Origin of the sequence: Halomonas sp. HG01, from assembly GCF_000968715.2 — a bacterium.
In the GTDB taxonomy this organism is placed as follows: Bacteria; Pseudomonadota; Gammaproteobacteria; order Pseudomonadales; family Halomonadaceae; genus Halomonas; species Halomonas halophila.
In genome coordinates this window covers 1,643,616-1,669,525 of record NZ_CP022134.1, presented here as the reverse complement: position 1 = coordinate 1,669,525, position 25,910 = coordinate 1,643,616, and the positions used below count along the sequence as shown (strand labels likewise).

The window sequence follows — 25,910 nt, the reverse complement described above, 5'->3', positions numbered from 1 at the left end:
CGAGCAAGACGAACCAAGGAGCCACACGATGACCACTTCGCCGCTGTACGCCCCCGAGGGCCGCGACACGCCACTGCAGATACAGGGCCGCCATACGGTCAGCGGCCACGCCATGACACCGCCCTGGCCGGCGGGCATGCAGGAGATCGTGCTTGGTCTGGGCTGCTTCTGGGGCGCCGAGCGGCTGTTCTGGCAGCTGCCCGGCGTGCACGTCACCGCCGTGGGCTATGCCGGCGGCGTGACGCCCAACCCCACCTACGAGGAGACCTGCACCGGACGCACCGGCCACGCCGAGGTGGTACGCGTCGTGTTCGACCCCGCGACGATCGATCTCGCGACCCTGCTGCGCCACTTCTGGGAGGCCCACGACCCGACCCAGGGCAACCGCCAGGGCAACGATATCGGTCCCCAATACCGCTCGATCATCCTGGTCACCGACGAGGTCCAGCGCGAGGTCGCCGAGCACAGCCGTGACGCCTACGAACAGGCACTGGCTCAGGTCGGGCGTGGCCCCGTCACCACCGTCATCGAGCCCCTCGAGACCTTCTACTACGCCGAGGACTACCACCAGCAGTACCTCGACAAGAAGCCCGACGGCTACTGCGGCCTCAAGGGCACCGGCGTCAGCTGTCCGATCGGCTGAACGCCTCGCGCATGGAAGGCGTCGCGCCGGCCCAGCCATCCAGCTGAGCGCCGACGCGGCGCGCCAGCCAGCTCGCCAGCCTTCCGCCTCGGCGTTCGATGAAGCCCACATGCCCGCCGTGGCGGGATGTTTCCAGACGAATGCCCGGGCCCAGCGTGACATCCTGGTACAGGCGCGACGGCATGAAAGGGTCATCCTCGGCATGAAGGATCAGGGTCGGCAGACGAATGCCGGCCAGCCTCGGACCGGCCGAGGCGCGGCGATAGTAGTCGGCAGCACCGGCGAAGCCGTGCAGCGGCGCGGTCACCGCGTCGTCATATTGCCGCAGGGTGCCAAGACCGTTCAGGTCCCGGGACGACAGCGCCAACGGCAGCTCGCCGGCGTCGAGCCTCGGCGCCACCTTGGCCTTCAGCGCGCCGAGCAGGTGGCGCTGGTAGACCCGGGCGAAACCCCGCTCCAGGCAGTCGGCACTCGCCGCAAGGTCCACCGGCGGGGCGATGGCAATCGCGCCATGCAGCGCCGGAAACTCGCGCTGGGCGTCTTCGGCCACCAGCTTGAGCAGCATATTGGCCCCCAGCGAGACGCCGCAGGCGATGCGCGGTGCCCGGGGATAGCGCCGGGCTAACCGGGTCAACAGCCAGTGGGCATCGGCGGTATCACCGCTGTGATAGGCCCGCGGTCGACGGTTCGGGTGCCGCCCGCAGCCGCGGAAATGCATCAGCAGAGCACGATAGCCCCGCTCGCCGGCGGCCGTGAGCAGTTGCCGGGAGTAGGGCGAATCCACGGAACCTTCCAGCCCATGGAACAGCACGAACAGCGGCGCGTCTTCGTCGGCGGGCCCCGGCGCGATCCAGCAGAGCTCGACCACATCCCCGTCGGGCAGCGCCAGCGTCTCCCAGCTGAGCACGGGGGAGGGCGCCGGCAGCAGCCTCGGCAGCAGGGTCTGGAGATGGCGATTGGCCAGGCCCGGCGGGGCCTGGAAGTCCGCGTCATGGCGCTCCGGGGTCATGTGGCGTCGGCCCTGGCATCGGGGATGCGCTGCCACAGGGCGTCCACCGCCGGATGGGGGTTCTCGCGATATCGGAAGAGGCGGATCTCCAGCGGCACCTGCCAGCGCGTGCCGCCGGCAGGAACCAGGGTTCCCGACGACAGCGCGGCCTGGATCGAGCGGGCCGGCAGCCAGCCGAGCCCGTAGCCGAGGCCCACCAGTTCGCGGATATTGCCGCTCTGGATGCTCTCGTTGAGCACGCTGAAGGTCGGCATCTGGCCGAGCGACTGCAGGTGCGCACGGATGCATTGGTCGATCACCCCGCGGGGGTGATAGGCGATCAGCGGCAGCGGGCGACGCCCGGTGTCCTCAAGCGAGAAGCGCGGGCGGCCCTCGGCGTCGGGCAGCGACACCGGCACCAGCCGCTCGCGGCCGAGCACCCGGGCCTCCAGGCCTTCGGTTTCCAGGGGCAGCGTGCCTGGCGTGGCGGGCCAGTAGCAGAGCACCAGGTCGCATTCCTGGCGCTCCAGGGCCCGAAAGTAGTCGTCGGCCAGCCAGCCGGTGGCGCGCAGGTAAGGCGTGACCGGCGGGGCGGGGTCGAAGCCGGCCAGCCAGTCCGGCAGGAAGTTGGCCAGCAGGCTCTGGGGCGCGGCCAGCCGCAGGCGGCTGGCGTCGGCCTCGGCCAGCTGACCGAGACGCTCCCTGGCGGTGTCGACTCGCCGGGTCACGTCCTCGCACAGCGCCAGGAACTCCTCGCCGGCCGGCGTCAGCGACAGCGGCAGGGTCTGGCGATTGATCAGGGTGGCCCCCATCTCCTCCTCGAGCAGCTTGATGCGTCGCGAGAAGGTCGGCTGGGTCACGTTCTGGGTCTCCGCCGCCCGTGAGAAGTGGCGCGTGCGCGCCAGGGCGATGAAGTCTTCCAGCCAGCGTAATTCCATCGTATTCCTTGTTGCCGGATCACCGGGACGGGGAGTCTACTCAGGTTAGCGTTATTCGACCAGATGGTCAGGTGTGGCCGAAACAAGCGGGCTGGGCTGGAACAGCCGGAAGCCAGCCCCGAAGTGTCGGACCACCGCGAGGGCGCTGTGAACCCTTCCCTGGGCGCTACCGACGCCCTGCGGCGCTTTCGCATCCTGCGCCGCTCGCAGGGCCAGTGCTGGCCATCCATGGCCAGCCCGTTCGGAGCAGTGCTCCTCACCCGTGGCGTAGGACCCTCGCTACGCCTGGCTCCCGGCATCATCCCCGTTCAGCCACTCTAAATCCGGCCTTCCTCGACCCCATGACAGGCCACCTGCCCGCCCTGGTCGGTGGCGATCAGCGCCGGCACCTCGTCGCGGCAGCGCGCATTGGCATGCGGGCAGCGGCCGTGGAACACGCAGCCCGACGGCAGGTTCACCGGCGTGGGCACCTCGCCCTGCAGGCGAATGTGCTGCGGGCGGTCGTCCTCGAGCCGGGGAATCGCCGACATCAGCGCCTGGGTGTAGGGATGGCGCGGGGTGGCGAACAGCGTCGCCGTGGGCGCCACCTCGCACACCCGGCCCAGATACATCACCGCCACCCGGGTGCCGAAGTGCTCGACCACGGCCAGGTCGTGGGTGATGAACAGGTAGGTCAGGTTGCGCTCTTGCTGGGCCTCCATCAGCAGGTTGAGCACTTGGGCCTGGATCGAGACGTCGAGCGCCGAGATCGGCTCGTCGGCGACGATGAACTCCGGGTCCACCGCCAGCGCCCGGGCGATGGCGATGCGCTGACGCTGGCCGCCGGAGAACTCGTGGCCGTAGCGGGCGCCCCAGTCCGGCGCGATGCCCACCGCGTTCATCACCTCGGCGACCTTGTCCTGGACCTTCGCCGGCGACCAGTCGGGGTGGTGCAGGCGGATCGGCTCCTCCAGCGTCTGCTGGATGGTCATGCGCGGGTTCAGCGACGCATAGGGATTCTGGAAGATCATCTGCATGCGCCGGCGGTAGGGCAGCAGCTCCTTGGTGGAGCGGTCGTCGATGCGTTCACCGTCGTAGCGGATCTCGCCGGCGCTGGGGGTGATCAGACCCATCACGGTGCGGGCCACCGTGGACTTGCCGCAGCCGGACTCGCCGACCACGCACAGCGCCTCGCCGCGCCGGATGTCCAGGTCGACGCCGTTGATGGCGTGCACATGCTTCTGCTCGCGCACCAGCTTGCCGCCCTTGAACTTGAGCTGCTCGAGAAAGTCGCCGGAGAGCGAGAAGCGCTTCTCCAGGCCGCGGATCGACAGCAGCGGCTGGGCCGCTTCCGGCGCCGTGGAAGCGCCCGGGGTGGAGCCGGTGGATGAAGAAAGAGAGGCGGTGGTCATCAGTCTTGCTCCTCGGCCGGAATGCGTTCGCGTTCGATCATCTCGGCCACCATGTGGCAGGCCGCCTGGCAGTTGCCCGAGGCGACGAAGCCGGGCACCTCGTCGACGCAGGCCTGGCGACGCGAGCCGTCGGGCCGATTGACGAAACCGCAGCGCGGATGAAAGGCACAGCCGCTCGGCAGGTGGCTGAGCGACGGCATGCTGCCGGGGATCTGGTTGAGCCGCTCGCCAGGCGTGGCCATCTGCGGCAGGGCGTTGAGCAGGCCCTGGGTGTAGGGGTGCTGCGGGTCGTTAATGATCTCGCGGGTCGGGCCCTGCTCGATCACGCGGCCGGCGTACATCACCAGCATGCGCTGGGTGACCTGACTGACCACGCCCAGGTCGTGGGTGATCAGCACCAGGCCGACGTTGTGCTCCTCGCACAGCTCCAGCAGCAGCGCCATGATCTCGGCCTGGATGGTCACGTCCAGCGCCGTGGTCGGCTCGTCGGCGATGATGATGTCCGGGTCGAGCAGCAGCGCGATGGCGATGATCACGCGCTGACGCATGCCGCCGGACAGCTCATGGGGATACTGGTCGAGGCGCGCCTCGGGCGAGGGGATCTGCACCTGCTCGAGCTTGCGCAGCGAGATCGCCCGGGCATCGCGGGTCGAGATGCGCCGGTGGGCCTTCAGGCACTCGACCATCTGCTCGCCGATGGTGAGCACCGGATTGAGCGTCATCATCGGGTCCTGGAAGATCATCGAGATGCGATGCCCGCGGATGCGACGCAGGGCCCGGTCGGACAGGCCGATTAGCTCCTGGCCGTCGAACGTGATGCTGCCGCCGGCGATATAGCCGGGCCTGGCGATCAGGTTGAGCAGGCTGAAGGCGGCCACGGACTTGCCGGCGCCGGACTCGCCGACGATCCCCAGGCGCTCGCCGCGATCCAGGCTGAAGCAGACGTCGCGCAGGGCCTGGACGTCGCCGCGGCGTAGCGCGAAGCGCACGTCGAGGTGGTTGACTTCGAGAAGTGACATGGAAACTCCTTGGCCTCAGCCCTTGTGCAGCATGAAGAGGCGCGGGTTGAGCACGTCGTGCCGGCGACCGTCGGGTATTGAGTACGTATCGATATGCAGCATGGCCTCAGCCCTTGTAGAGACGCGGGTTGAGGACGTCGCGCAGCCAGTCGCCGAGCAGGTTGATCACCAGCACCAGCACTACCAGCACCAGGCCCGGGATCAGGGTGATCCACCAGGAGCCGGACTGGATGTAGTCGAACCCGGACTTGATCAGCGAACCCAGCGAGGGCTGGGTCTCGGGCATGCCGAGGCCGAGGAAGGACAGCGCCGCCTCGGAGATGATGGCATTGGCCACCTGCACGGTGGAGATGACGAAGATCGGCGACAGGGTGTTGGGCAGGATGTGGCGGAACATGATGCGCCGGCTCGGCAGCCCCATCACGCGGGCGGCGTCGACATATTCCTTGCCCTTCTCGGCCAGCACCGAGGCGCGCACGGTGCGCGCGTACTGGGGCCATTCGGCCAGGCCGATGATCAGCACCAGCAGCGGCACCGCATAGGTGCTGAAGGTGGCGCCGCCGAAGATCGCCTTGAACAGCGCGCCGACCACGATCGCCACCATCAGGGTGGAGAACGATAGCTGGATATCCGCCATGCGCATCAGGAAGGCATCGACGCGCCCGCCCAGATAGCCGGCCAGCAGGCCGAAGCACACGCCGAGGGTGGCCTGCAGCGCCACCGCGCCGAAGCCGATGATCAGCGAGACCCTGAGGCCATAGAGGATGGTCGAGAGCAGGTCGCGGCCCTGGGCATCGGTGCCCATGGTATAGGCCGGATCGCTGCCGTCGACCCAGAACGGCGGCAGCTCCGAGGCCAGGATGTCGATCTGCGCCAGGTCGTAGGGGTTCATCGGCGCCAGCCAGGGCGCCAGAGCGGCGCAGGCTACCATCAGGATGAACACCGCCAGGCTGACCTGGGCGATCGGATCGCGCAGGAAGCTGTAGAGCAGATAGGAGTCGCGGAAGCGCTCCCAGCGGCTCGCCGTGGACGAGCTCGCAGCGGATGAAGTCGAGGTGGTCATGCGGGCTTTCCTGTCAGCTTGACGGTGGGGTTGACCAGGCCGTAGATCAGGTCGACCAGGGTATTGGTGATCACGAAGATCAGCCCCACGATCATCAGGTAGGTGACGATCAGCGGAATGTCGGAACGCTCGATGGCGTCGAGGAACATCAGGCCCATGCCGGGCCACTGGAACACCGTCTCGGTGAGGATGGTGTAGGCGACCAGGGTGCCGATCTGCACCCCGCCGACGGTGATCACCGGCAGCATGGTGTTCTTCAGCGCGTGCAGGAAATAGATGCGGCGCAGCGAGATGCCCTTGGCGCGGGCGAACTTCACGTACTCCGACTGCATCACCTCGAGCATCTCGGCGCGGATCAGGCGGATGAACAGCGGCAGCATGATCGAGGCCAGCGAGATGGCGGGCAGCACCAGGTAGGTCAGCCCCTCGAGGGAGGCGAAGTTGGTCTCCCAGGTGCCGAACACCGGCACCGGGTCCCCGCGCCCGTAGGCCGGCATGCCGCCGTCGGTGCTGACGAGATCATTGAGCCAGGCGCCCCAGCCGGTATCGGCGGGGAAGGGCGACCAGGACACGCCGATGGCGAACAGCTGGATCAGCACGATGGCGGTCAGGAACACCGGGATCGAGATGCCGATGATCGACACGCCCATGAAGAACCGCGACAGCCAGGCGCGCGGCCGAATGGCGCTGTAGACCCCGATGGGGATCGACAGGGCGATGATCAGGAAGGTGGACGCGGCCACCAGCTCCAGAGTGGCGGGCAGATGGCGCAGGATGACGTCGGTGGTCGGCTCGTTGAAGACGTAGGAATAGCCGAAGTCGAACTGCACCGCGTTGACGGCGAAGCGCAGGTACTGGACCGCGAAGGGGTCGTTCAGGCCCAGCTCCTCGCGCAGTGCCGCGCGCTCGCTCTCCGGGACCGACTGGCCGACCATCTGCTGGATGGGGTCGCCCAGATTGTCCTGGATGGCGAAGGCGATCACGCTGATGACGAACATCACCAGCAGCGCATGGAAAAGGCGCTTGATCAGAAAGGCGATCATGAGTGGCGTCCCGTAGGCAATACGGGGTGGCACGCTCGTCCCGAGCGCACCACCGGGTCAGGATGGGGAAGGCCTCGCCGACGGTCCGCCGGCGAGGGGAGGAATCACTCCTCCTCGACGACCAGGTCCCCGAGGTAGGGGAAGTTCATCACGTTGACGATCGGCTCGATGTTGACGTTGGCGGCGGACGCCCACGCCAGATCCTGCCAGTGCAGCGGGATGAAGGCGGCCTCGTCATGGAGGGTCTGCTCGACCTGCTGCAGCATCTCGGCACGCGCCTCGAGGTCGACCTCCAGGTTGGCCTCGGCGACCAGGGCGTCGAGCTCCGGGTTGCAGTAGTTGCCGGCGTTGTACTGACCGGCCCCGCTGTCGGCATCCGGGCAGGCGGTGAGGTACTCGTGCAGGTTGGCCGAGTCCTCGGTGTCGGCGTGCCAGCCGATCATCATCATGTCGGCCACGCGATCGTCATACTCGCCCCAGTACTGGGCCTTGGGCAGGGTCTTGAGATCCACCGTAACGTTGATGCGCGCCAGCATGGCGGCCACCGCCTGAGCGATCTTGGCATCGTTCACGTAGCGGTTGTTGGGCGCCATCATGGTGATCTCGAAGCCGTCTTCATAGCCGGCCTCGGCCATCAGCTCCTTGGCCCGTTCGACGTCGTAGCGCGGCTCGAGGCCGTCCACGTGACCGGCATAGCCCTGCGGCGACATCTGGGCCGCCGGGGTGGCGAAGCCCTTCATCAGCCGGTCGGCGATGCCTTCCTGGTTGATGGCGTAGGCGAAGGCCTGACGCACCCGCGGGTCCTGGAAGGCCTCGACCCGCTCCTGGTTCATGTGGAACAGGATGATCCGGGTGCCGGACATGGTGACCAGCTGGGTATCGTCGTCGTTGCGGATGCGTTCCAGATCGTTGGGTGGCACCGGGGCGATGAAATCGACGTCGCCGGAGAGCAGGGCGGCCACGCGGGTGGCGTTCTCGCTGATCGGCGTCATCACGATCTCGTCGACGTTGCCCGGGGACTCCTCGTCCCAGTAGTCGTCGTTGCGCTCGAACACCACGCGCACGCCCTGCTGGCGTTCGGTGACCTCGAAGGGGCCGGTGCCGGAGAGATGCCGCGAGGCGTAGGAATTGCCGTTCTTGACGATCTCGTCCTTGGGATCGCCGTCGGCGTCTTCACCGCTGTAGAACTGGCTGTCCATCGGGAAGATATAGGTCGCCAGGTTGAGCAGCAGCGGGTAGGGCTTTTCGGTGGTGAACTCCACGGTGTGCTCGTCGACCGCGGTCACCGAGTCGATGGGCGCGAAGATCGCCTTGAAGTCGGGGCTGCGCTTGAGACGCTCCACGGTCCACACCACGTCATCGGCGGTGAAGGCATTGCCGCTGTGGAATTCGACGCCCTCACGCAGGGTCATGCGCAGGGTGGTGTCGTCGACCTGCTCCCAGTCGGTGGCCAGGCGCGGCGCGAACTCGAGGTCCTGGTTCCAGCGCACCAGCGGATCGAAGGTCATGTGCGAGAGCTGCAGGATGCCGCCGGAGAGCTGCTCGTGGATGTCGAGCGACACCGGATCGGCATCGTAGGCCATGCTGAGGGTGGTCTCGGCCTGGGCGGCCGGGGCGATGGCAGCCGCGGTCATGGCCGCGCCGACGGCGCTGGCCAGAAGAGTCTTCTTGATTGTCATGTTGGATTCCATGCCGGATGGATTGTTATGCGTAGCGCCCCGGAATGAGGCGAACGACCGTTTGTTCCGGTCCGGCATTCAACATAGAGAGTTCCGCGGCGTCAGGACAATCGAAATAACGAGAGGCGTCATGCGCCCGGCGAATAGGCGCCCTGGGCGGCAGAGGATCAGTCGTCGCCGGAGGGCGCCACGCGGTCGATCCGGTACAGGGTCGAGACCTGATCGAGGCCGGTCACGCTGCAGTCCAGGTCGGTGGCGAGTCCATCGTTCAGGCCGTAGACCCAGCCGTGCACGGCCAGCGGCTGGCCACGCTGCCAGGCCCGCTGGAGGATCTTGGTGCGGCACAGGTTGTTGACCTGTGCCCGGACGTTGAGCTCGCACATGCGATCGACCTGCTCGCCCAGCGGCAGGCGCTCGAGGTCCGGGCGATGCAGGCTGTAGAGCTCGCGTACCGAATGCAGCCAGTAGTCGACGATGCCGCACTCGCCGCCGGTCACCGCCGCCTTCACCCCGCCACAGCCGTAGTGGCCGACGATCATGATGTGCTTGACCTTGAGCACGTCCACGGCGTATTGCACCACCGACAGGGCGTTCATGTCGTTGTGATGGAGCAGGTTGGCGACATTGCGATGGACGAAGACTTCGCCCGGCGGCAGATCGATGATCTGGTTCGCCGGGACGCGGGAGTCCGAGCAGCCGATCCACAGGTAATCGGGATTCTGCTGCTGGGAGAGGCGGGCGAAGAAATCGGGATCTTCCCGGCTGACGCTCTCCGCCCAGGCGCGGTTGCGCTCGAGCAGCTGCTGCATTTCGGTTTTCATTGAGAAGGGGTCTCTTATGATCGGGGCTGCGGACCACTCGCATTTTTTATTACCGACATAGCGCCGGTCAATGGCGACGGGCCTCCCGGGGGCTGCCGACGGCTGGTATGATCGCTGCCACTTCACGCCCATCCCCTTATTCTCATTCATCTATCAGGAGATGCCTGTGTCCGAGTTCGACTACGACCTCTTCGTCATCGGGGCGGGATCCGGCGGCGTGCGCGCCGCACGCACCGCCGCCGCCACCGGAGCCCGCGTCGCCGTGGCCGAGGATCGCTACCTGGGCGGCACCTGCGTCAACGTCGGCTGCGTGCCCAAGAAGCTGTATTCCTACGCCGCCCATTTCCATGACAGCTTCGAGGACGCCGGCGGCTTCGGCTGGAACCTGCCCGAGGCACCGACCTTCGACTGGGCGACCCTGCGCGACAACAAGATCGGCGAGATCAAGCGCCTCAACGGCATCTACGGCCGGCTGCTCGACAACGCTGGCGTGCGGCTGATCAACGGCCGCGCCAGCGTGGTCGACGCCCATCACGTCAGCGTCGGCGGCGAGACCATCAGCGCCGAGAAGATCCTGGTCGCCGTGGGCGGCTGGCCCTGGGTGCCGGACTTCCCGGGCAAGGAGCTGACGCTGGACTCCAACCGCGTCTTCGACCTCGACAGTTTTCCGGAACGCTTTCTGGTGCTCGGCGGCGGCTATATCGCCGTGGAGTTCGCCAGCATCTTCAACGGCCTGGGTAGCGACACCCACCTGATCTACCGTGGCGACCTGTTCCTGCGCGGCTTCGACCAGGAAGTACGCGAGTTCACCCGCGACGAGATGGCCAAGAAGGGCGTCAACCTGCACTTCGGCACCAACATCGAGACCATCGAGAAGGTCGAGGGCGGGCTCAAGGTCACCCTGACCAGCGGCGAGACCCTGGAAGTCGACGCCGTGCTGGCCGCCACCGGCCGTCGCCCGCACCTCGAGGGCCTGGGGCTGGACAAGCTCGACGTGGCCACCAGCGACGACGGCAAGCTCAAGATCAACGAGCGCTTCGAGACCTCGGTACCGTCGATTCTGGCGCTGGGCGACGTGACCGACGGCCCCGAGCTGACCCCGGTGGCGCTGGAAGAGGCGATGAAGCTGGTCGAGCACCACTTCGGCGACACCACGCCGGCACCGCTGGATTACGAGCGCATCGCCACCGCGGTGTTCTGTCATCCCAACATCGGCACCGTGGGCCTCTCCGAAGAGGCCGCCCGCGAGCGTTTCGATGCCATTCGCGTCTACAGCGCCGATTTTCGCCCCATGAAGCACACGCTGTCCGGCAGCAGCGAGCGCTGCCTGATGAAGCTGATCGTCGATGACGCGAGCGACGTGGTAGTCGGCGCCCACATGGTGGGCGACGAGGCCGGCGAGGTGATCCAGGGCATCGCCATCGCGGTGCGCGCCGGACTGACCAAGGCCCAGTTCGACCAGACCGTGGGCATCCATCCCACCGGCGCCGAGGAATTCGTGACCATGCGCACGCCGACCCGGAACTGACGCCACCGACGGCGACATCTCGCCGTCACGTCATCGCCACATGAGCGGGCCACCCTGACCGGGTGGCCCGCTTGCGTTGGTAGCCCGGAAGGCCCTGGAGACGAAGCGGGACTATGCTGTGAAAAGCCCGCCATGGCAGTGTTTCCGCGAAATCCATAATGTATGTTTATGGTTTTCTGCCGCCTGGATAACATGGCTTTTGAAATAGTAATAAGTGGCTGTTATGATAATTCCCGAATTCGCTAAGCGAACATGATAATGAACGCGACCACAGAGCCTTTCATTCCCTCCGCCGAGCTTGCCCGGCCCAGTATCGCCGACACCGTCGTCGGTCATCAGACCGCCCCGTTGTTCATCCGCAAGCCGAACCCGGACGACGGCTGGGGGATCTATGAACTGGTCAAGTCCTGCCCGCCGCTGGACGTCAACTCCGCCTACGCCTACCTGCTCCTGGCCACCCAGTTCCGCGACAGCTGTGCCGTGGCCACCAACGAGGAAGGCGAGATCGTCGGCTTCGTCTCGGGCTACGTGAAGAGCAACTGCCCTGACACCTATTTCCTGTGGCAGGTCGCCGTGGGCGAGAAGGCCCGTGGCACCGGCCTGGCCCGCCGTCTGGTGGAAGCCGTGATGACCCGCCCGGAGCTTTCCGAGGTACATCACCTCGAGACCACCATCACCCCGGACAATCAGGCGTCCTGGGGGCTGTTCCGCCGACTGGCCGACCGCTGGCAGGCGCCGCTCAACAGCCGCGAATACTTCTCCACCGATCAGCTTGGCGGTGAGCACGACCCCGAGAACCTCGTGCGCATCGGCCCCTTCCAGACTGCCGACATCTGATGTCTCCCGTCGCGGCGCCGGCACATCCCGCCGGCGCCGCGACACCCGATCGTTTCCTTCATCCTTTTTCCGTTTCCCGACAGGAGGTCGCAATGCAGACCCAGACCCTCGAACGCATGGAATCCGACGTCCGGACCTATTCACGCTCCTTCCCGGTCGTCTTCACCAAGGCGCAGAACGCGCGCCTGACCGACGAGACGGGCCGCGAGTACATCGACTTCCTGGCCGGCGCCGGCACCCTGAACTACGGTCACAACAACCCCAAGATCAAGCAGGCCCTGGTCGACTACCTGGCCAGCGACGGCATCGTTCACGGCCTGGACTTCTGGACCGCCGCCAAGCGCGACTACCTCGAGACCCTCGAGGAAGTGATCTTCAAACCGCGGGGCCTGGACTACAAGGTCCACTTTCCGGGGCCGACCGGCACCAACGCCGTCGAGGCGGCCATCCGTCTGGCCCGCGTGGCCAAGGGCCGTCACAACATCGTAACCTTCACCAATGGCTTCCACGGCGTGACTATGGGGGCGCTGGCCACCACCGGTAACCGCAAGTTCCGCGAGGCCACCGGCGGCGTCCCGACCCAGGGGGCATCCTTCCTGCCGTACGACGGCTACATGGGCGAAGCCACCGACACCCTGGACTATTTCGAGAAGCTGCTCGGCGACAAGTCCGGCGGCCTGGACGTGCCGGCCGGCGTGATCGTCGAGACCGTGCAGGGCGAGGGCGGCATCAACGTGGCCGGCCTCGACTGGCTCAAGCGTCTCGAAGGCATCTGCCGCGCCCACGACATCCTGCTGATCGTCGACGACATCCAGGCCGGCTGCGGTCGCACCGGCAAGTTCTTCAGCTTCGAACATGCCGACGTGGTGCCGGACATCGTCACCAACTCCAAGTCGCTGTCCGGCTTCGGCCTGCCGTTCGCCCACGTGCTGATGCGCCCCGAGCTCGACAAGTGGAAGCCGGGCCAGTACAACGGCACCTTCCGCGGCTTCAACCTGGCCTTCACCACCGCCGCCGCGACGCTGCGCCAGTACTGGAGCGATGACGTCTTCGAGCGTGACGTGCAGCGCAAGGGCCGCATCGTCGAGGAGCGCTTCCAGAAGATCGCCGCCTGGCTCACCGACGAGCGCGGCATCGAGGCCAGCGAACGTGGCCGCGGCCTGATGCGTGGCATCGACGTGGGCAGCGGTGCGATCGCCGACAAGATCACCGGCCAGGCCTTCGAGAACGGCCTGATCATCGAGACCAGCGGCCAGGACGGCGAAGTGGTCAAGTGCCTGTGCCCGCTGACCATTCCCGACGAGGACCTGATCGAGGCCCTGGACATTCTCGAGGCCAGCGCCCGCCAGGCCCTGAGCTGATCGATTCCCCTGGCCCGCCTCGTTGACGACGAGGCGGGCGGTCATCGGCGGCGGCCTCGATCGAACGGGATCAGGCCCGACCGCCCGTCACACCAGACACCCCATGGAGAGCGCCAATGATCGTTCGCAATCTCGAGGAAGCCCGCCAGACCGACCGCCTGGTCACCGCCGAGAACGGCAACTGGGACAGCACCCGTCTGTCGCTGGCCGATGACGGCGGCAACTGCTCCTTCCATATCACCCGGATCTTCGAGGGCACCGAGACCCATATCCACTACAAGCACCACTTCGAGGCGGTGTACTGCATCGAGGGCGAGGGCGAGGTCGAGACCCTGGCCGACGGCAAGATCTGGCCGATCAAGCCGGGCGACATCTATATCCTCGATCAGCACGACGAGCACCTGCTGCGGGCCACCAAGACCATGCACCTGGCCTGCGTGTTCACCCCGGGCCTGACCGGCAACGAGGTGCACCGCGAGGATGGCTCCTACGCCCCGGCCGACGACTGATCATCAGCCGCCCAGGCCATGACGACAACGGCCCCGACTCCACCAGGAGTCGGGGCCGTGTCGTTTCGGCAAGAGGCGAGTACCGGTGAGCGGACGCCACTCGACATCGGCTAGCGCGGGGCGTCGCGATCGAAGACGATGGTGATCTCCGCCAGCGTGAAGCCGAACTTCTTCATGGACGTACGATTAATCAGCCGACCGTCGGGCTGCAGGTACATCCAGTCGTCCATCTGGAAGGTGAGATCGCGTCCGTCGACCGTCACCTCGAGCGGATAGCTCATATGAAAGACATGGCCGACCTGGCGGGCGACCACAACGCCCTCGACATCATTGGCGCGCCCCTCCCAGCGGCCACCGTCGCGACGCTCGAAGGTCCAGACGCGGCGATCGGTCTCGCCGTCGGCATAGGCGAAACGCTCATCCAGGGTCAGGGTATCGCCCTCGACGCTGCCGTCGATGTCCACGGTGAAGCGGCGCTGCACCTCGCCGCTGTAGTCCTGCACCATGCCCCAGGCTCGTGTCTGCCCCTCGAAGTAGTCGGCGATATCGAGCCGCGGCGTGGTCCCCGCATAGCGCGCCACATCGGCACCGGCACAGCCGACGAGCATCAGCGCCATCGCCAGCCAGACGACCGGGCCCCGGCCCAACAGCTTTCTATACATTGCAGAATCCTTGAATCGAATTTGTACAATAATATAGCGGAGCGGTGGCGTGGGTGCCATCCGAGCCGGTCAGATCTGGCATCAGGCTGTCGGCATATCATCAGATTCCGGAAACAGCGTGCGAATCTCGGCGAAGCACTGCTCGGCGAGGGCGGAGCGGGGCTCGGTGCGACGCATCAGCAGCCCCATCGGCGCCTGGGTGCTGGCCTCGGCGATGGGGATCATGCGCAGGTGCTCGCTGAGCGCCTCGATGCCGCTGTTCAAGGGCATGATCGCGCAGCAGAGTCCGGCGCCGACGGCCTGTACGAGCTGGAAGGTGGAGTCGCTCTCCAGCACCGGGGACGGATCCAGGCCGTGGCGGCGGAAACTGACGCCGATGGAGTGACGATAGTGCATTCCCTTGGTCAGCAGTCCCAGGGGCAGACCGTCGAGACGTGACCAGTCGAGCGTCGTCGTCTCCTCGAAGGTGAAGTAGCGGGTATCGTGCAGCAGCCCCATGTCGGTGGCACCGAGGCGAATGACGTCGAAATCGGTCGCGTCCAGCGGCTCGAGATAGCACAGCCCGATATCCAGCTGGTTGCGATTGAGGTCGTCGATGATGCGCTCCGAGCTCTGCGACTGCAGGGCGAAGCGCAGCTCCGGAAAGGCGCGATTCAGCGGCTGGATGAGCTGCATGGGGTCGATGGCCGCCAGCGGTACCATGCCCAGGCGCAACGTGCCCACCAGCTGACCTCGGCAGTTGGCCGCCTCCGACTGCAACCCGTCGTGGGCCGATAGCAGGGAACGGGCCCAGGCGAGGATACGCTCGCCGGCCTCGGTGAGCCCCTCGAACCGATGGCCGCGGTTGACCAGCACCAGATCCAGTTCCTCCTCCAGGGCGCGCAGGCGCATGGACAGCGTCGGCTGCGTCACGTGGCAACGCTCGGCGGCCTTGCCGAAATGATGCGTCTCGGCCAGGGCGAGGAGAAACTTCAGCTGCTTGATGTCCATGTCGGATCCTGTCGGTCATCGCGGGCGGAAGGGCGCGACACCATCGGGTCGTCGCGTCATTTCATTGAACCCATCTATACAATCCGACCTTGTAGGACGCAATCGATAGACAAACCATATGAATTCTTCACGAGTTTCGATTGGATGCGGCGCGACAAGAGGAATATGTTAGGTAGCTCATTAGTTGGGGAAGAAGAGACGATGAGCCAGGACGATCCTATCAGGGAGTATTCGAGGGCGGCGGGTGGCTGGGGCGCATTGAAAAGCGTGACCAGGAGCTGGCTGGGCAGCGACAATGCGGTCAAGAACATCCGTGCCATGCTCAAGACCAACCAGGATCACGGCTTCGATTGCCCGGGCTGCGCCTGGGGCGAGGCGCCCGAGAACGGTTTGGTGAAGTTCTGCGAGAACGGCGCCAAGGCGGTCAACTGGGAGTCCACCGGACGCACCGTCGGCCCGGCCTTCTTTGCCGAACACCGCGTCTCTGACCTGCTCAGGCAGAGCGACTACTGGCTGGAATACCAGGGACGCTTGTCGCATCCCATGCGCTATGACGCCGACAGCGATCGCTACGTCGAGATCCCCTGGGAGGAAGCGTTCGCGCTGATCGCCCAGCATCTCAATCGCCTCGAGTCGCCGCATCAGGCCGAGTTCTACACCTCCGGACGGGCCAGCAACGAGGCCGCCTATCTCTATCAGCTGTTCGTCCGCGCCTTCGGCACCAACAACTTTCCCGACTGCTCGAACATGTGCCACGAAGCCAGCGGCATCGGCATGACCGACAGCCTCGGCGTCGGCAAGGGCACGGTGGTGTTCGACGATCTCGAGCACGCCGATGCGATCTTCGTCATCGGCCAGAATCCCGGCACCAATCATCCGCGCATGCTGGAGCCGCTGCGCGAAGCGGTGCAGCGCGGCGCCCAGGTCATCTGCATCAATCCGCTCAAGGAGCGTGGCCTCGAGCGTTTCCAGCATCCCCAGAAACCGCTGGAAATGCTCGGCAACGGCGCCGAACCCACCAGCACCGCCTATTTCCGGCCGGCCCTCGGTGGCGACATGGCACTGATGCGCGGCATCGCGAAGTATCTGCTGGGCTGGGAGCGCGAAGCGCTGGCGGCCGGAGAGCCGCCGGTGTTCGATCACGCCTTCCTCGAGGAACACACCGACGGCCTGAACGACTACCTGGCCGCCGTGGATGCCACGCCCTGGACGCATATCCGCGCGCAGTCGGGGCTCTCGCTGGACGACATCGAGCGGGCCGCCCGGATGTATCGCCGCGCCGAACGGGTGGTGATGTGCTGGGCAATGGGCATCACCCAGCACCGCCATTCGGTGGCCACGGTGCAGGAAATCGTCAATCTTCAGCTGCTGCGCGGCAATGTCGGCAAGCCGGGAGCGGGGCTGTCGCCGGTGCGCGGCCACAGCAACGTGCAGGGCGATCGCACCATGGGCATCGGCGAGAAGCCGCCGGCGGCGCTGCTCGATGCCCTGAAGGAGCGTTTCCGGTTCGAGGTGCCGCGCGACCACGGCCACAACACGGTGCAGGCGATACAGGCGATGGAAGAAGGGCGGTCGAAGGTCTTTCTCGGCCTGGGCGGCAATTTCGCCCAGGCCACGCCGGATACCGAGCGCACCCACGCCGCACTGCGACACTGCGAGCTGACCGTGCACATCGCCACCAAGCTGAACCGCTCGCACCTGGTGACCGGCCAGGACGCCCTGATCCTGCCGTGCCTCGGCCGCACCGAGATCGACATGCAGGCCGAGGGCCCCCAGGGCGTCACCGTCGAGGATACCTTCAGCATGGTGCACATTTCCCACGGCCAGCTGACACCGCGATCTGCACATTTGCGCTCGGAGCCCGCGATCATCGCGGGCATCGCCCGGGCGACACTGGGCGATCATCCCGTGGACTGGATGTCGCTGATCGCCGACTATGGCCGCATCCGCGAACTGATCGCGGACACCATTCCCGGCTTCGAGGACTTCAATGCACGGCTGGACCAGCCCGGCGGTTTCCATCTGGGCAATCCCGCCGCGGAGCGCGTGTGGCACACGGACAGCGGCAAGGCCCGGTTCCGGTCCCACGCGCTGCCCGAGGCGCTGGTCAACGCCGGGGTGCTGGCCCGCGGCGAGACGCCGGACCTGATCCTGCAGACGCTGCGCTCACATGATCAGTACAACACCACGCTCTACGGACTGGACGATCGCTACCGCGGCGTCTTCGGGCTACGCGAGGTGGTGTTCGCCAGCGAGACGGAGATCCGGCGACTCGGCTTCGCACCCGGTGACCGGGTGGACCTGGTGTCGCTGTGGGACGACGGCCGCGAGCGTCGGGTCAGCGATTTTCAGCTGGTGGCCTATGACATGCCGGACGGGCAGGCCGCTGCCTACTATCCGGAAACCAACCCGCTGGTGCCGCTCGACAGCTACGGCGAGCAGACTTTCACGCCGACCTCGAAGTTCATCGCGATCCGGCTCGAGCGCACTGCACCCAGCCAGCGGCTGGACGCCGAGACGGCCTGACATCATCGACCGCAGGGCCGTGCGCCCGGAATCCCGGCAGGGGTTCCGGGTACCGGCGTGTCGATCATGACATTCTCCGGCACCGCGACGCGCGTTCCCATGGCGGAAGCGTGAAGGCTGGACGACACTTGGCATCATGACAGGCTGCCAGGGTGTCGCGATAACGACACAAGGGCATCAAGCCGCCACGACACACATTTCGCATAATATATATTATGTTAATACGAACACCAAGGGTGTCTATGTCAATTGTGTCCACTTAAGGTGTCAGAGCTTAGATCAGCTCCTTCGGGTTGACTCATATGCTCACCATGTCAAATATGGAGCATTCCATGGATGGTGATGCTCATGAGGCTCGTCAAAATTCGTTACAGCGACACAGCGGTCTCGTGGACCGTGCTCGATCATGATGGTGGCACCGTCGACCCTCTGCGTGACTGGATCGTCCACCTTGAGGAAACCAACCTCTCACCAAACACGATCGTCGCCTACGCACGCCACATGGCTCGTTTAGGTAGCTACCTCAACGCCATCGGCAAATCGATCTATGACATTTCGGTAAGCGATTACGATCATTTCCTTCAGTGGCTTCCCTACGCTTTAAGCGCTAAAGACGAGCCACCGCCAGAAAACCTCGTAACCTTTGATGCACGTTCTCTCCAGAAGCTTTCACCATCGCTGAAAAACCAGCTGCATTTGGCGACCAAATCCTTCTATCGCTATCTCCAGGGCCGAGATCCATTCGAGCACATCCGAGGAACGCAGTCACAGCATCATCAGGGCCTCAACAGCTATAAGCCCTTCCTTGAGCACATCAACAGCCGGCGCACAACCAAGCAGAAAGATCGTTACCTACGCGGTGACATCGGGAAGATCCAGAAACAGGTCACTGAAAAGCGCCTGTCTCCAGAAAGCGTCCTATTACTAATCAAAGCTTGCCATAGGCTGAGAGATGCTTTTCTGGTGACATTGCTCTACAACACAGGGATGCGCATTGGCGAGGCTCTGGGGCTCCGTCACACAGACATTGACCTCGAAGATAAGATCATATGGATCATCCCTAGGGACGACAATGAGAATGGTGCTAGGGCTAAAGGACAACGTGTTCGTGCCATTCCGGTCATGGACTACCTGCTCGATATGTATGAAGACTTCATCACAAGCGATGAGTATCAAGACGCTTTTGAAGCGGGCACCGAATATGTATTTTGTAATATTCAGCGAGGCAGCATTGGACGAGCCCTTTCCCGAAGTTATGCTGAGAATCTAAAGAACTACTTAAAGAAGCGAACGGCTGTGACTTTCACCTGGCATCATTTCAGGCACACGCATGCCAGTGAAGCCATTGTAGACGGCTATGGACTACTCGAAGTGGCGGAGCGCCTGGGTCACGCCAGCCCACAGACAACCATGGATTTTTATAAACATTTGTTCAGCCATGAGATACGAAAACTTCATCTGACGGGCCCAGAAAAACTGGAAAAGCGCCTCGAAGAATTCAGGAAGTTACCGCATATCACTGATAGAGGCGTAAAATGGATCTAAAGGTAATTCAGGGAAGTGCCGACAGCCAGCTCCTGTATAGAGAGCAGCTCTCGGCAAAAATTGAAGCCTATGACAGCAAGCTGATTTCTAGTGACGTGTGGGATGAAGCATTTGTAAAAGCAATTAAGAGTTTTACGAATGAGCATGTTGGGATTAACAGCCCTATTGAATTTACCGGGCTACCACTGACACCACAGCTTGAGCTGAAATGCTATTGGGCAAAATTTCTTTCAGATGAACGCAACAATTCCCGTTCTTCTGTAGAGCGCAGACGCCTGCCAATGAGATGGCTAAACACCGATTGGGAAGAAATATCCAGTCGCTTTGGAGTTTCTTTCCTGGCAGATATATCTCACCCTGAGTTTAAAACTCGATATACCTCGGGCAGCGAAGAAAAATTTTCTAGAAAACATAATGCCGAGTTTCTAGATATTTTTTCGAGGTACTCTCATAACTCGAAGCGAAAGAAAAGCAAGCAGAGCTATGTTAGAGACAACAGCATCGTGGAAAAAGAATATCTTCCGGGCCGAATTACAGTTGCCGGCGACATCCACAAAAATATTATAATACAGAGGGAGCAGTTCAAGCCTCTTCATAGACGGATGATTGTCTACCTTAACGACATTTATAGCGAAGATGACTATAGATTCAAAGACACACAGCGTACCACAGATAAGTACCTTAATTTTTACCGTTACCCTGAATGGTTGCGTGATGCTGTACGCTTTCATGTGATAAACAAGATTCAGCATGGAGAGCTGGCCCCAAGTACGCTTGTTAATTACATGGGGAGGTTTATAAACTTCCGCGATTTCATGCACGAGAAATTTGAGACCCCCTCTCCTGCTCTTATATCAGATGATCTGGTTGAAAATGAGTATTTAGCATGGGGCAATAGGAAAGGCTTATCTGGGAAAAACTGGTTTACAGACACTGTGGCGATGCTGCAAACGGCATCAAGGGAGTTCTCTGATAAATGGCCTTCTTTGTCAGTATCCAAAAGAGCAGCCAAGAAAATCAAGAAGACTCACTATAAAGAAGGGTTGGGTCGAATAGGATATACGAACGAAGGTGTGGGACGCTCCTACTCACAGCGCATCATTGACGAGCTTCAGATGGCTGTCAAAGATGCCCCCTCCCCTGTCCCTCAAATATTTACACTAATTCTTGCCACGGGCATGCGCGCTGAGGATGGCCATTCAGTGCTCTTTGATTGCCTTAAAGATGATCCGGATGATAATAACTTTATGATCCTCCACTTCTGGCAGAATAAAGTCAGAAAGTGGAACAGAAAACCGCTTTCCAAAAGCGACAAGTCTCACGCAGCCTTAATAAAATCTATTGAAGATCAGCGGAAGGCTATAGTCCAGAAGCATGGCAGCCCAACAAAGTACCTTTTTCCTTACGTCACGGGAACTCGGGAAAGTTTTGTGTCTCAACACTGGACTGCGAGTGAGATAAAGAAAAAAGTTGTAAGTCAACAAGTGAGAGATGATGAAGGCAACCCCCTCACCTTTTCTTGGCATCCTCTTCGCCATACGATGGGCACATCTTTAGCACAAAACGGCCATGATATTCTTAATATCATGATGGAGCTTGGCCATACCAGTCCTGATATGGCGACGGTTTATGTAAACAACAGGCTTGAATTGAAGAAAAAAGCTCTCCTTGAGAAAGGTAGCGGTAGATTCTTTACTATCCATGGGAGTGTTGATGACAAAATTGGTGAGCTTCTTGTAAGAAAAGAGCAACTAGCAGCCACACGTGTCTGCGGTGGTGCCTGCTCAATGCCCGCTCAAATTGGAGATTGGTGTGAGCACGCTAACGCATGCTATACATGTAAACATTTTAGGGCTGATGCGAAGGATGTAGAGTTCTTCAAATCTGAAAAAATTGCCATTGACGCTCTCATTCAAGAGCAGCAAGAAGAATCCAAAGAGCTTGCAGAGTCAGGAAAAACAAGGATGTCAGAAATCACAGGTCGACGCCTCAGAAAGAACAAAGAAGTCTACAACTCTTTAGGAAAAATTGTTTCAGCTATAGAAGAAGACGGCATTTACAAAGGTGCTGAGCAGAAAGTCAAACAGATAAAACTGGAGTTTGTCGAATGAGCGGCAAAGCCACTGAAGGCCTAGCGAAGGCCAGAGAAGAACGCAGTTTGCGGAAGCGCCGTGCCGTAGAGGAAGCTATTGCGACTTTGAAGGAACGTAATGAGGCCATTACATTTAAAGACATTGCTGCACTCGCCGGGGTTAGCAGGCAGTACCTGTACAATAACTTCAAGGAATCCATATCAGCTGAGCGTGATAACGCACGTTCATCTTCGTCAGAGATAGATGGTGTGGCGGTCCCTTCCCGCACTCCTGAGGAATACCGTCATATAGAGGCTGTGTTGCGCAACAAAGTGGATCGTTTGAAGCAGGAGCTCAGTTCTGTTCGAAAGGAAAATGCTCGGCTTAAGCAAGAGCTGGAGAAAGAGCGCGGCCGATCTGAGCATTTCAGAAGAAATTGGATTAATTCTTCAAAATAAAACATACAGTGAGGCTACCGTAAGGGACTGAGAGGAAATTATGAGTAATGGTAAAACAAAGCATTCCGTATTGACTACTGCTCTGGCTTTTCATTACCAGGCATTAATCGGTCTAGATCAGTGCTTAAACTTAAAAGAAGGAGCAAGCATTTGGTTTGAAAAGGACGGTGATGTCAGCTTGATTGGAGATAAAGAAGAATCAAGTCAGTTTGAAGTAAAGGATTTTGGTGGAAGCTTAACAGATCATCACATAAACCTTTGGAAAACACTCAAAAACTGGCTTTCTGAAAAATTTGATCACTCTCTCTATGAAAAGCTAATTCTACATACAACTCAGCCATTTGGTGCTAAATCACGTCTTAGCAACTGGAATTGCTTAGATGGTGAAAAGAGGCTTTGCGTACTAGAAAGCATCTATAGTGATAGATCATCAGAAGAGCTTAACTCCGATAAAAAAAGCGAAGTCCTCAATATCCAGATTGAAGTTATGTCGAAAGAGAGCAGCCATCTCAAGGACGTGCTCTCAAGGGTTGTTATCTTTACTAACTCCGAAGACTTAGATGGTATACGGGAAAAGATAGCTCGGTCGTGCGCAGCGGGGATTCCCAAGAACAATAAAGATAGCTTTCTGAGAGCTCTTGTAGGTTTTGTTTATGAATCTTCAACTTATCAAAAATGGTGCATTTCCAAGGAAGAGTTCGATGAAGAAATAATTCGGCTAACATCCCAATATGCCAGACATACGTTCACAATGCCCAGGTTTATTGGAGTCAAAGCAGATGATAATATGCTAGAGCAGCACAGAGAAAAGCTCTTTGTTAAAAAAATAGATGATATAGATTATAAGGATGTAATATTTATAGCCATAGGCAACTGGTTTGAGCTGCAAAATTCCTTGGCCGAAGAGCTAGATGGTGCGCCTCAATTCAGAACCGCTACAAACAGATACCAAGATGAACTGGTAACTCAATATGAACGTAAATACGCAAGGGCTTGCCGACATGTTCGTGACTCAAAAATTAGCTCGCAGGACTTGTATGACGATGTGATTAGCGAGCCACCAAACCCCATGGATGGTTGCTCTGCTCCCCCTCTAGCTTTCAAGAACGGACTAATCCATGATGCCATGGATGATGAAGAATTAAACTTGAAATGGGAAGTTAGAAAAAATGAAGATCACTGATGCTTTATATACACTTAAATACAACCCATTTCTGTGCGGCCAATATATTTCTGCGTTTTATTCGAGTCTAAATGGCGTGGAGGAGAACCTGTTATTATCCAAGCTCGTCATCCCTCTTTCCACCCATCCTATTTACAAGCATTCATTGGCAAGAGCCAAGTTTGGCGACACCAAAAGAAGTAATTTATGGAGCATCTTTAACGACAGGGCTTTACTATATGATTTGCAAGAAAGAATCGATTCTCTCAGCGACTTGACTGACAAAAGCATTCAGTATTGCCTAATCAATGACTGGGTAGAAATTGATCCTGAAACCCTTTCGGTAATTAGTTCAGAAAGTTTTAAGTCAACAAAAGCATGCAAGCCATCCTACAACCTTGGAAGACTTTTTAGCCAATTCTCACCTTCTGAAATATACTCTTTTTTTGGAGCTACGCCGAAATGAAATCATATATCAATGAAATGGGAGTTATTGATGTATCAGGCAAAAAACACCCAGTTTTCCTGAAGCCTGGACTCAATGTTATAACAGGGAAGTCGTCAACTGGAAAGAGCGCTCTAATTGAAATATTCGACTACTGCTTCGCCAGCTCCGAATACACAGTTCCTAAAGGAGTGATTACAGAAGTCGCTTTAATCTACTATGTCTGCCTGAGCATTGAAAAAAGAACCGTAGTGCTTGCTAGGTCAACGAGAAGCCCAGCAAAAGGTTTTTTTAAAGAGCTTGAAAGCTATTCAAAAAACCTTGTTTCCCATGACTTTTTTGATAGCGGGCACTATATCCCTATCGCCGCTTTTAAAAAACATGTCACGGGTCTATTTCTTGACCTTGATGATGTTGATGAATCTATCAACGCAAAGCAGATGAGGGGAAAAAAAGCCTCTACACCTTCTATCCGTAGCTTTGTCTCCTTTATGCTTCAGCATCAAAACTTAGTTGCAAACAAACATGCTCTTTTTTATAGATTTGATGAAAAAGAAAAACGTGACCAAGTCATCGAACATTCTAAGGTTTTTTTGGGTCTAGTTGATCAGGATTACTTCCTTCTCTCTCAGGAGAAAGAACAAGTATCAACAGAGCTTAGAAGAGCACTTAGAGAGAATGATGTCAGCGAAAGAGTCAAAGAGGCCCAAAAAAGAAAAGTCGAGCCTATGCTGACGCAACTTTATTTGGCTATGGGTGTAGAAAATAACTTCTCTATAACCTTGGACGAAGTTCTTCGTCACCCTAATTCAGCAATGGATAGAATCGAACAATCCATATCTTTTGAAGATATAAATCTTCAATCTAACGCTATTGCAAACAAGTTCAATGAACTTAATATGGATCTAGCCTCTAAGACATCTCAGCTAAGATCTTTGCAAAGGAAAGCCAACTCTATTAAAAAAAGCATAAGCGATGAGAAAGAACTTTCTGAAAGGATGAGTGAAATAAGTCCGCAAGATAGTGTTGACATTGCTTATTCAGTGTGCCCATTTTGCCATACTTCTCATGAACAGCTCAAGGAAAGTGCAATAAACCTAAAAAAAGCTATAGATAAAATCTCGAACAATGCACAACATGCGTCTCCTCTCCGTGCAAAGCTTCAGTCTTCTCTCTCCGAGGTCAAACAAAGTATTAGTGACTTGATGGTGGAGATTTCAAAATTACAGGAGCAGATTCAATCTCTCGAAGACTCTGAAGAAGAGCTTGCCGATAGGAAAAGCCTTCAGGAAAATTTCCTAAAAACAAAATACCGTCTTTTTGTCACGCTTGAAACTCTCGGGACAACAGATGATAGCTCTCTCGAAGAAAAGATAACGGAGCTACGAGGAAGCCTAGCAGATATTGATAGAAAGTTAGCAAAATATGACTACAATCAAGGTATGAGAAAGGCTAATCGCGCCGTAAATAAGCACATGCGTGAAATTGGAAGAAACTTTGATTTTGAGGATAGCTATCAGCCTATCAACCTTAAGTTTTCATTCGAAACATTTGACTTGTATCACGAGGCACCAGATGGCGATAAGATCTTCTTGAGGTCTATGGGGAGTGGTGCAAATTGGCTGTATAGTCATTTGACTTTATTTTTAGCTCTCCATAAATATTTTGCTTCCCTTGGGAAGAAGTGCTCTATTCCATCGATACTATTCATTGACCAGCCAACCCAAGTCTATTTCCCAAGTTTCAAACGAGATACTGGCGAAGAGTTTGATAGAAAATCAATAGAGCGCATGGAGGCCCGCATAGAAAGTGATGACAGTGCCGATGAGGACATAAAGTCAGTCGAGAATTTGTTTAGCCAACTGTCTATATATTGCAATTCCAACATGGATGAATTTGGTTTTTCCCCTCAATTGATCGTCACTGATCACGCTGACGACCTTGCTCTTTCAAACGGAGTAGATTTTGAATCACTGGTTAATAACAATAGGTGGCGTAAGCGTGGCTTGATCCATCCGTTGCCCAATAATTTATAAATGGCTTGTCAGCGGTGAGGAAACACCCCCTCATCAACTTTCATTTAGGGTTATTAGCGCGCCCTTCTCGAGGGCGCTTCTTATCTTTAGGGCCGTTTAAAACAACTTTGTCACTACTGCTTGGGGTCTTCAAAGCTTCCCAAGAATCCTCTTCGATTGGCTCAAACGGCCCCTTAAAATCTACTACACTTCCC

At 59.4% G+C, this 25,910-nt stretch carries 22 protein-coding genes; 12 read left to right on the top strand and 10 right to left on the bottom strand.

What is annotated here, in order from left to right; translation table 11 throughout:
* Positions 1–28: 28 nt before the first annotated feature.
* Positions 29–643 carry a peptide-methionine (S)-S-oxide reductase MsrA gene (gene msrA / locus UN84_RS07890; RefSeq protein WP_046078694.1) on the top strand — a complete coding sequence of 205 codons (615 nt, stop codon included), beginning with the start codon at positions 29–31 and terminating at the stop codon, positions 641–643.
* Here msrA and UN84_RS07885 read toward each other — a convergent pair.
* The 8 genes from UN84_RS07885 to can all read right to left on the bottom strand — a co-directional run bounded on the left by UN84_RS07885 (position 624) and on the right by can (position 9,585).
* On the bottom strand, positions 624–1,652 hold the full coding sequence (locus UN84_RS07885) for a hydrolase (RefSeq protein WP_046078693.1): 1,029 nt from the start codon (positions 1,650–1,652) through the stop codon (positions 624–626). The two genes, msrA and UN84_RS07885, sit on opposite strands and share 20 nt — an antisense overlap.
* Positions 1,649–2,569: a LysR family transcriptional regulator gene (locus UN84_RS07880; protein ID WP_046078692.1), complete on the bottom strand. Its 921-nt coding sequence runs from the start codon at positions 2,567–2,569 to the stop codon at positions 1,649–1,651. The genes UN84_RS07885 and UN84_RS07880 overlap by 4 nt, the downstream gene beginning before the upstream one ends.
* 317 nt (positions 2,570–2,886) lie before the next feature.
* Positions 2,887–3,960 (bottom strand): ABC transporter ATP-binding protein, encoded by a 1,074-nt coding sequence (locus UN84_RS07875; RefSeq protein ID WP_046078691.1) that lies wholly within the window; start codon positions 3,958–3,960, stop codon positions 2,887–2,889.
* Positions 3,960–4,979 (bottom strand): ABC transporter ATP-binding protein, encoded by a 1,020-nt coding sequence (locus UN84_RS07870; protein WP_046078690.1) that lies wholly within the window; start codon positions 4,977–4,979, stop codon positions 3,960–3,962. The genes UN84_RS07875 and UN84_RS07870 overlap by 1 nt, the downstream gene beginning before the upstream one ends.
* Positions 4,980–5,085: 106 nt before the next feature.
* Positions 5,086–6,042 carry an ABC transporter permease gene (locus tag UN84_RS07865; protein WP_035593190.1) on the bottom strand — a complete coding sequence of 319 codons (957 nt, stop codon included), beginning with the start codon at positions 6,040–6,042 and terminating at the stop codon, positions 5,086–5,088.
* The gene (locus tag UN84_RS07860; RefSeq protein WP_046078689.1) at positions 6,039–7,085 is read right to left on the bottom strand and encodes an ABC transporter permease; all 1,047 of its coding nucleotides are present in this window, start codon (positions 7,083–7,085) and stop codon (positions 6,039–6,041) included. The genes UN84_RS07865 and UN84_RS07860 overlap by 4 nt, the downstream gene beginning before the upstream one ends.
* A 104-nt stretch (positions 7,086–7,189) precedes the next feature.
* Positions 7,190–8,764 (bottom strand): ABC transporter substrate-binding protein, encoded by a 1,575-nt coding sequence (locus tag UN84_RS07855; protein ID WP_107181902.1) that lies wholly within the window; start codon positions 8,762–8,764, stop codon positions 7,190–7,192.
* Positions 8,765–8,931: 167 nt separating this feature from the next.
* Complete coding sequence (gene can, locus UN84_RS07850; protein WP_035593195.1) at positions 8,932–9,585, bottom strand: carbonate dehydratase; 654 nt, start codon at positions 9,583–9,585, stop codon at positions 8,932–8,934.
* A 160-nt stretch (positions 9,586–9,745) separates the two neighbouring features.
* On the opposite strand from can, the gene gorA reads away from it, so the two are divergent.
* The 4 genes from gorA (at position 9,746) to UN84_RS07830 (ending at position 13,820) form a co-directional block, all read left to right on the top strand.
* Entirely contained in the window at positions 9,746–11,113 is a 1,368-nt protein-coding gene (gene gorA, locus UN84_RS07845; protein WP_046078688.1) for a glutathione-disulfide reductase, read from the top strand.
* Positions 11,114–11,371: 258 nt separating this feature from the next.
* Positions 11,372–11,950: a diaminobutyrate acetyltransferase gene (gene ectA / locus UN84_RS07840; protein WP_035593201.1), complete on the top strand. Its 579-nt coding sequence runs from the start codon at positions 11,372–11,374 to the stop codon at positions 11,948–11,950.
* 92 nt (positions 11,951–12,042) lie between these two features.
* Positions 12,043–13,311: a diaminobutyrate--2-oxoglutarate transaminase gene (gene ectB / locus UN84_RS07835; protein WP_046078687.1), complete on the top strand. Its 1,269-nt coding sequence runs from the start codon at positions 12,043–12,045 to the stop codon at positions 13,309–13,311.
* A gap of 116 nt (positions 13,312–13,427) precedes the next feature.
* Positions 13,428–13,820 carry an ectoine synthase gene (locus UN84_RS07830; protein WP_035593206.1) on the top strand — a complete coding sequence of 131 codons (393 nt, stop codon included), beginning with the start codon at positions 13,428–13,430 and terminating at the stop codon, positions 13,818–13,820.
* 110 nt (positions 13,821–13,930) lie between these two features.
* Here UN84_RS07830 and UN84_RS07825 read toward each other — a convergent pair whose 3' ends face one another.
* Together UN84_RS07825 and UN84_RS07820 are read right to left on the bottom strand one after the other, a co-directional pair.
* Positions 13,931–14,482 carry a DUF3833 domain-containing protein gene (locus tag UN84_RS07825; protein WP_046078686.1) on the bottom strand — a complete coding sequence of 184 codons (552 nt, stop codon included), beginning with the start codon at positions 14,480–14,482 and terminating at the stop codon, positions 13,931–13,933.
* A gap of 81 nt (positions 14,483–14,563) precedes the next feature.
* A complete protein-coding gene (locus UN84_RS07820) occupies positions 14,564–15,472 on the bottom strand; it encodes a LysR family transcriptional regulator (RefSeq protein ID WP_046078685.1) in 909 nt (302 codons plus the stop codon).
* A gap of 201 nt (positions 15,473–15,673) precedes the next feature.
* Between UN84_RS07820 and UN84_RS07815 the strand changes: the two genes are divergently transcribed.
* The 7 genes from UN84_RS07815 to UN84_RS07785 all read left to right on the top strand — a co-directional run bounded on the left by UN84_RS07815 (position 15,674) and on the right by UN84_RS07785 (position 25,716).
* Complete coding sequence (locus UN84_RS07815; RefSeq protein ID WP_046078684.1) at positions 15,674–17,998, top strand: FdhF/YdeP family oxidoreductase; 2,325 nt, start codon at positions 15,674–15,676, stop codon at positions 17,996–17,998.
* A 336-nt stretch (positions 17,999–18,334) separates the two neighbouring features.
* Positions 18,335–19,543, top strand: coding sequence for a tyrosine-type recombinase/integrase (locus tag UN84_RS07810; RefSeq protein WP_237022384.1), 1,209 nt, complete (start codon positions 18,335–18,337; stop codon positions 19,541–19,543).
* Positions 19,534–21,654, top strand: a complete 2,121-nt coding sequence (locus UN84_RS07805) for a tyrosine-type recombinase/integrase (protein ID WP_046078683.1) — start codon at positions 19,534–19,536, stop codon at positions 21,652–21,654. The genes UN84_RS07810 and UN84_RS07805 overlap by 10 nt, the downstream gene beginning before the upstream one ends.
* Positions 21,651–22,073 carry a DUF6262 family protein gene (locus tag UN84_RS07800; protein ID WP_046078682.1) on the top strand — a complete coding sequence of 141 codons (423 nt, stop codon included), beginning with the start codon at positions 21,651–21,653 and terminating at the stop codon, positions 22,071–22,073. Before UN84_RS07805 ends, UN84_RS07800 begins: the two co-directional genes overlap by 4 nt.
* A gap of 40 nt (positions 22,074–22,113) precedes the next feature.
* The gene (locus UN84_RS07795) at positions 22,114–23,256 is read left to right on the top strand and encodes a hypothetical protein (RefSeq protein WP_046078681.1); all 1,143 of its coding nucleotides are present in this window, start codon (positions 22,114–22,116) and stop codon (positions 23,254–23,256) included.
* Positions 23,243–23,701, top strand: a complete 459-nt coding sequence (locus UN84_RS07790) for a three component ABC system middle component (protein ID WP_046078680.1) — start codon at positions 23,243–23,245, stop codon at positions 23,699–23,701. The genes UN84_RS07795 and UN84_RS07790 overlap by 14 nt, the downstream gene beginning before the upstream one ends.
* Positions 23,698–25,716 (top strand): DUF3732 domain-containing protein, encoded by a 2,019-nt coding sequence (locus UN84_RS07785; RefSeq protein ID WP_046078776.1) that lies wholly within the window; start codon positions 23,698–23,700, stop codon positions 25,714–25,716. Before UN84_RS07790 ends, UN84_RS07785 begins: the two co-directional genes overlap by 4 nt.
* Positions 25,717–25,910: the final 194 nt, after the last annotated feature.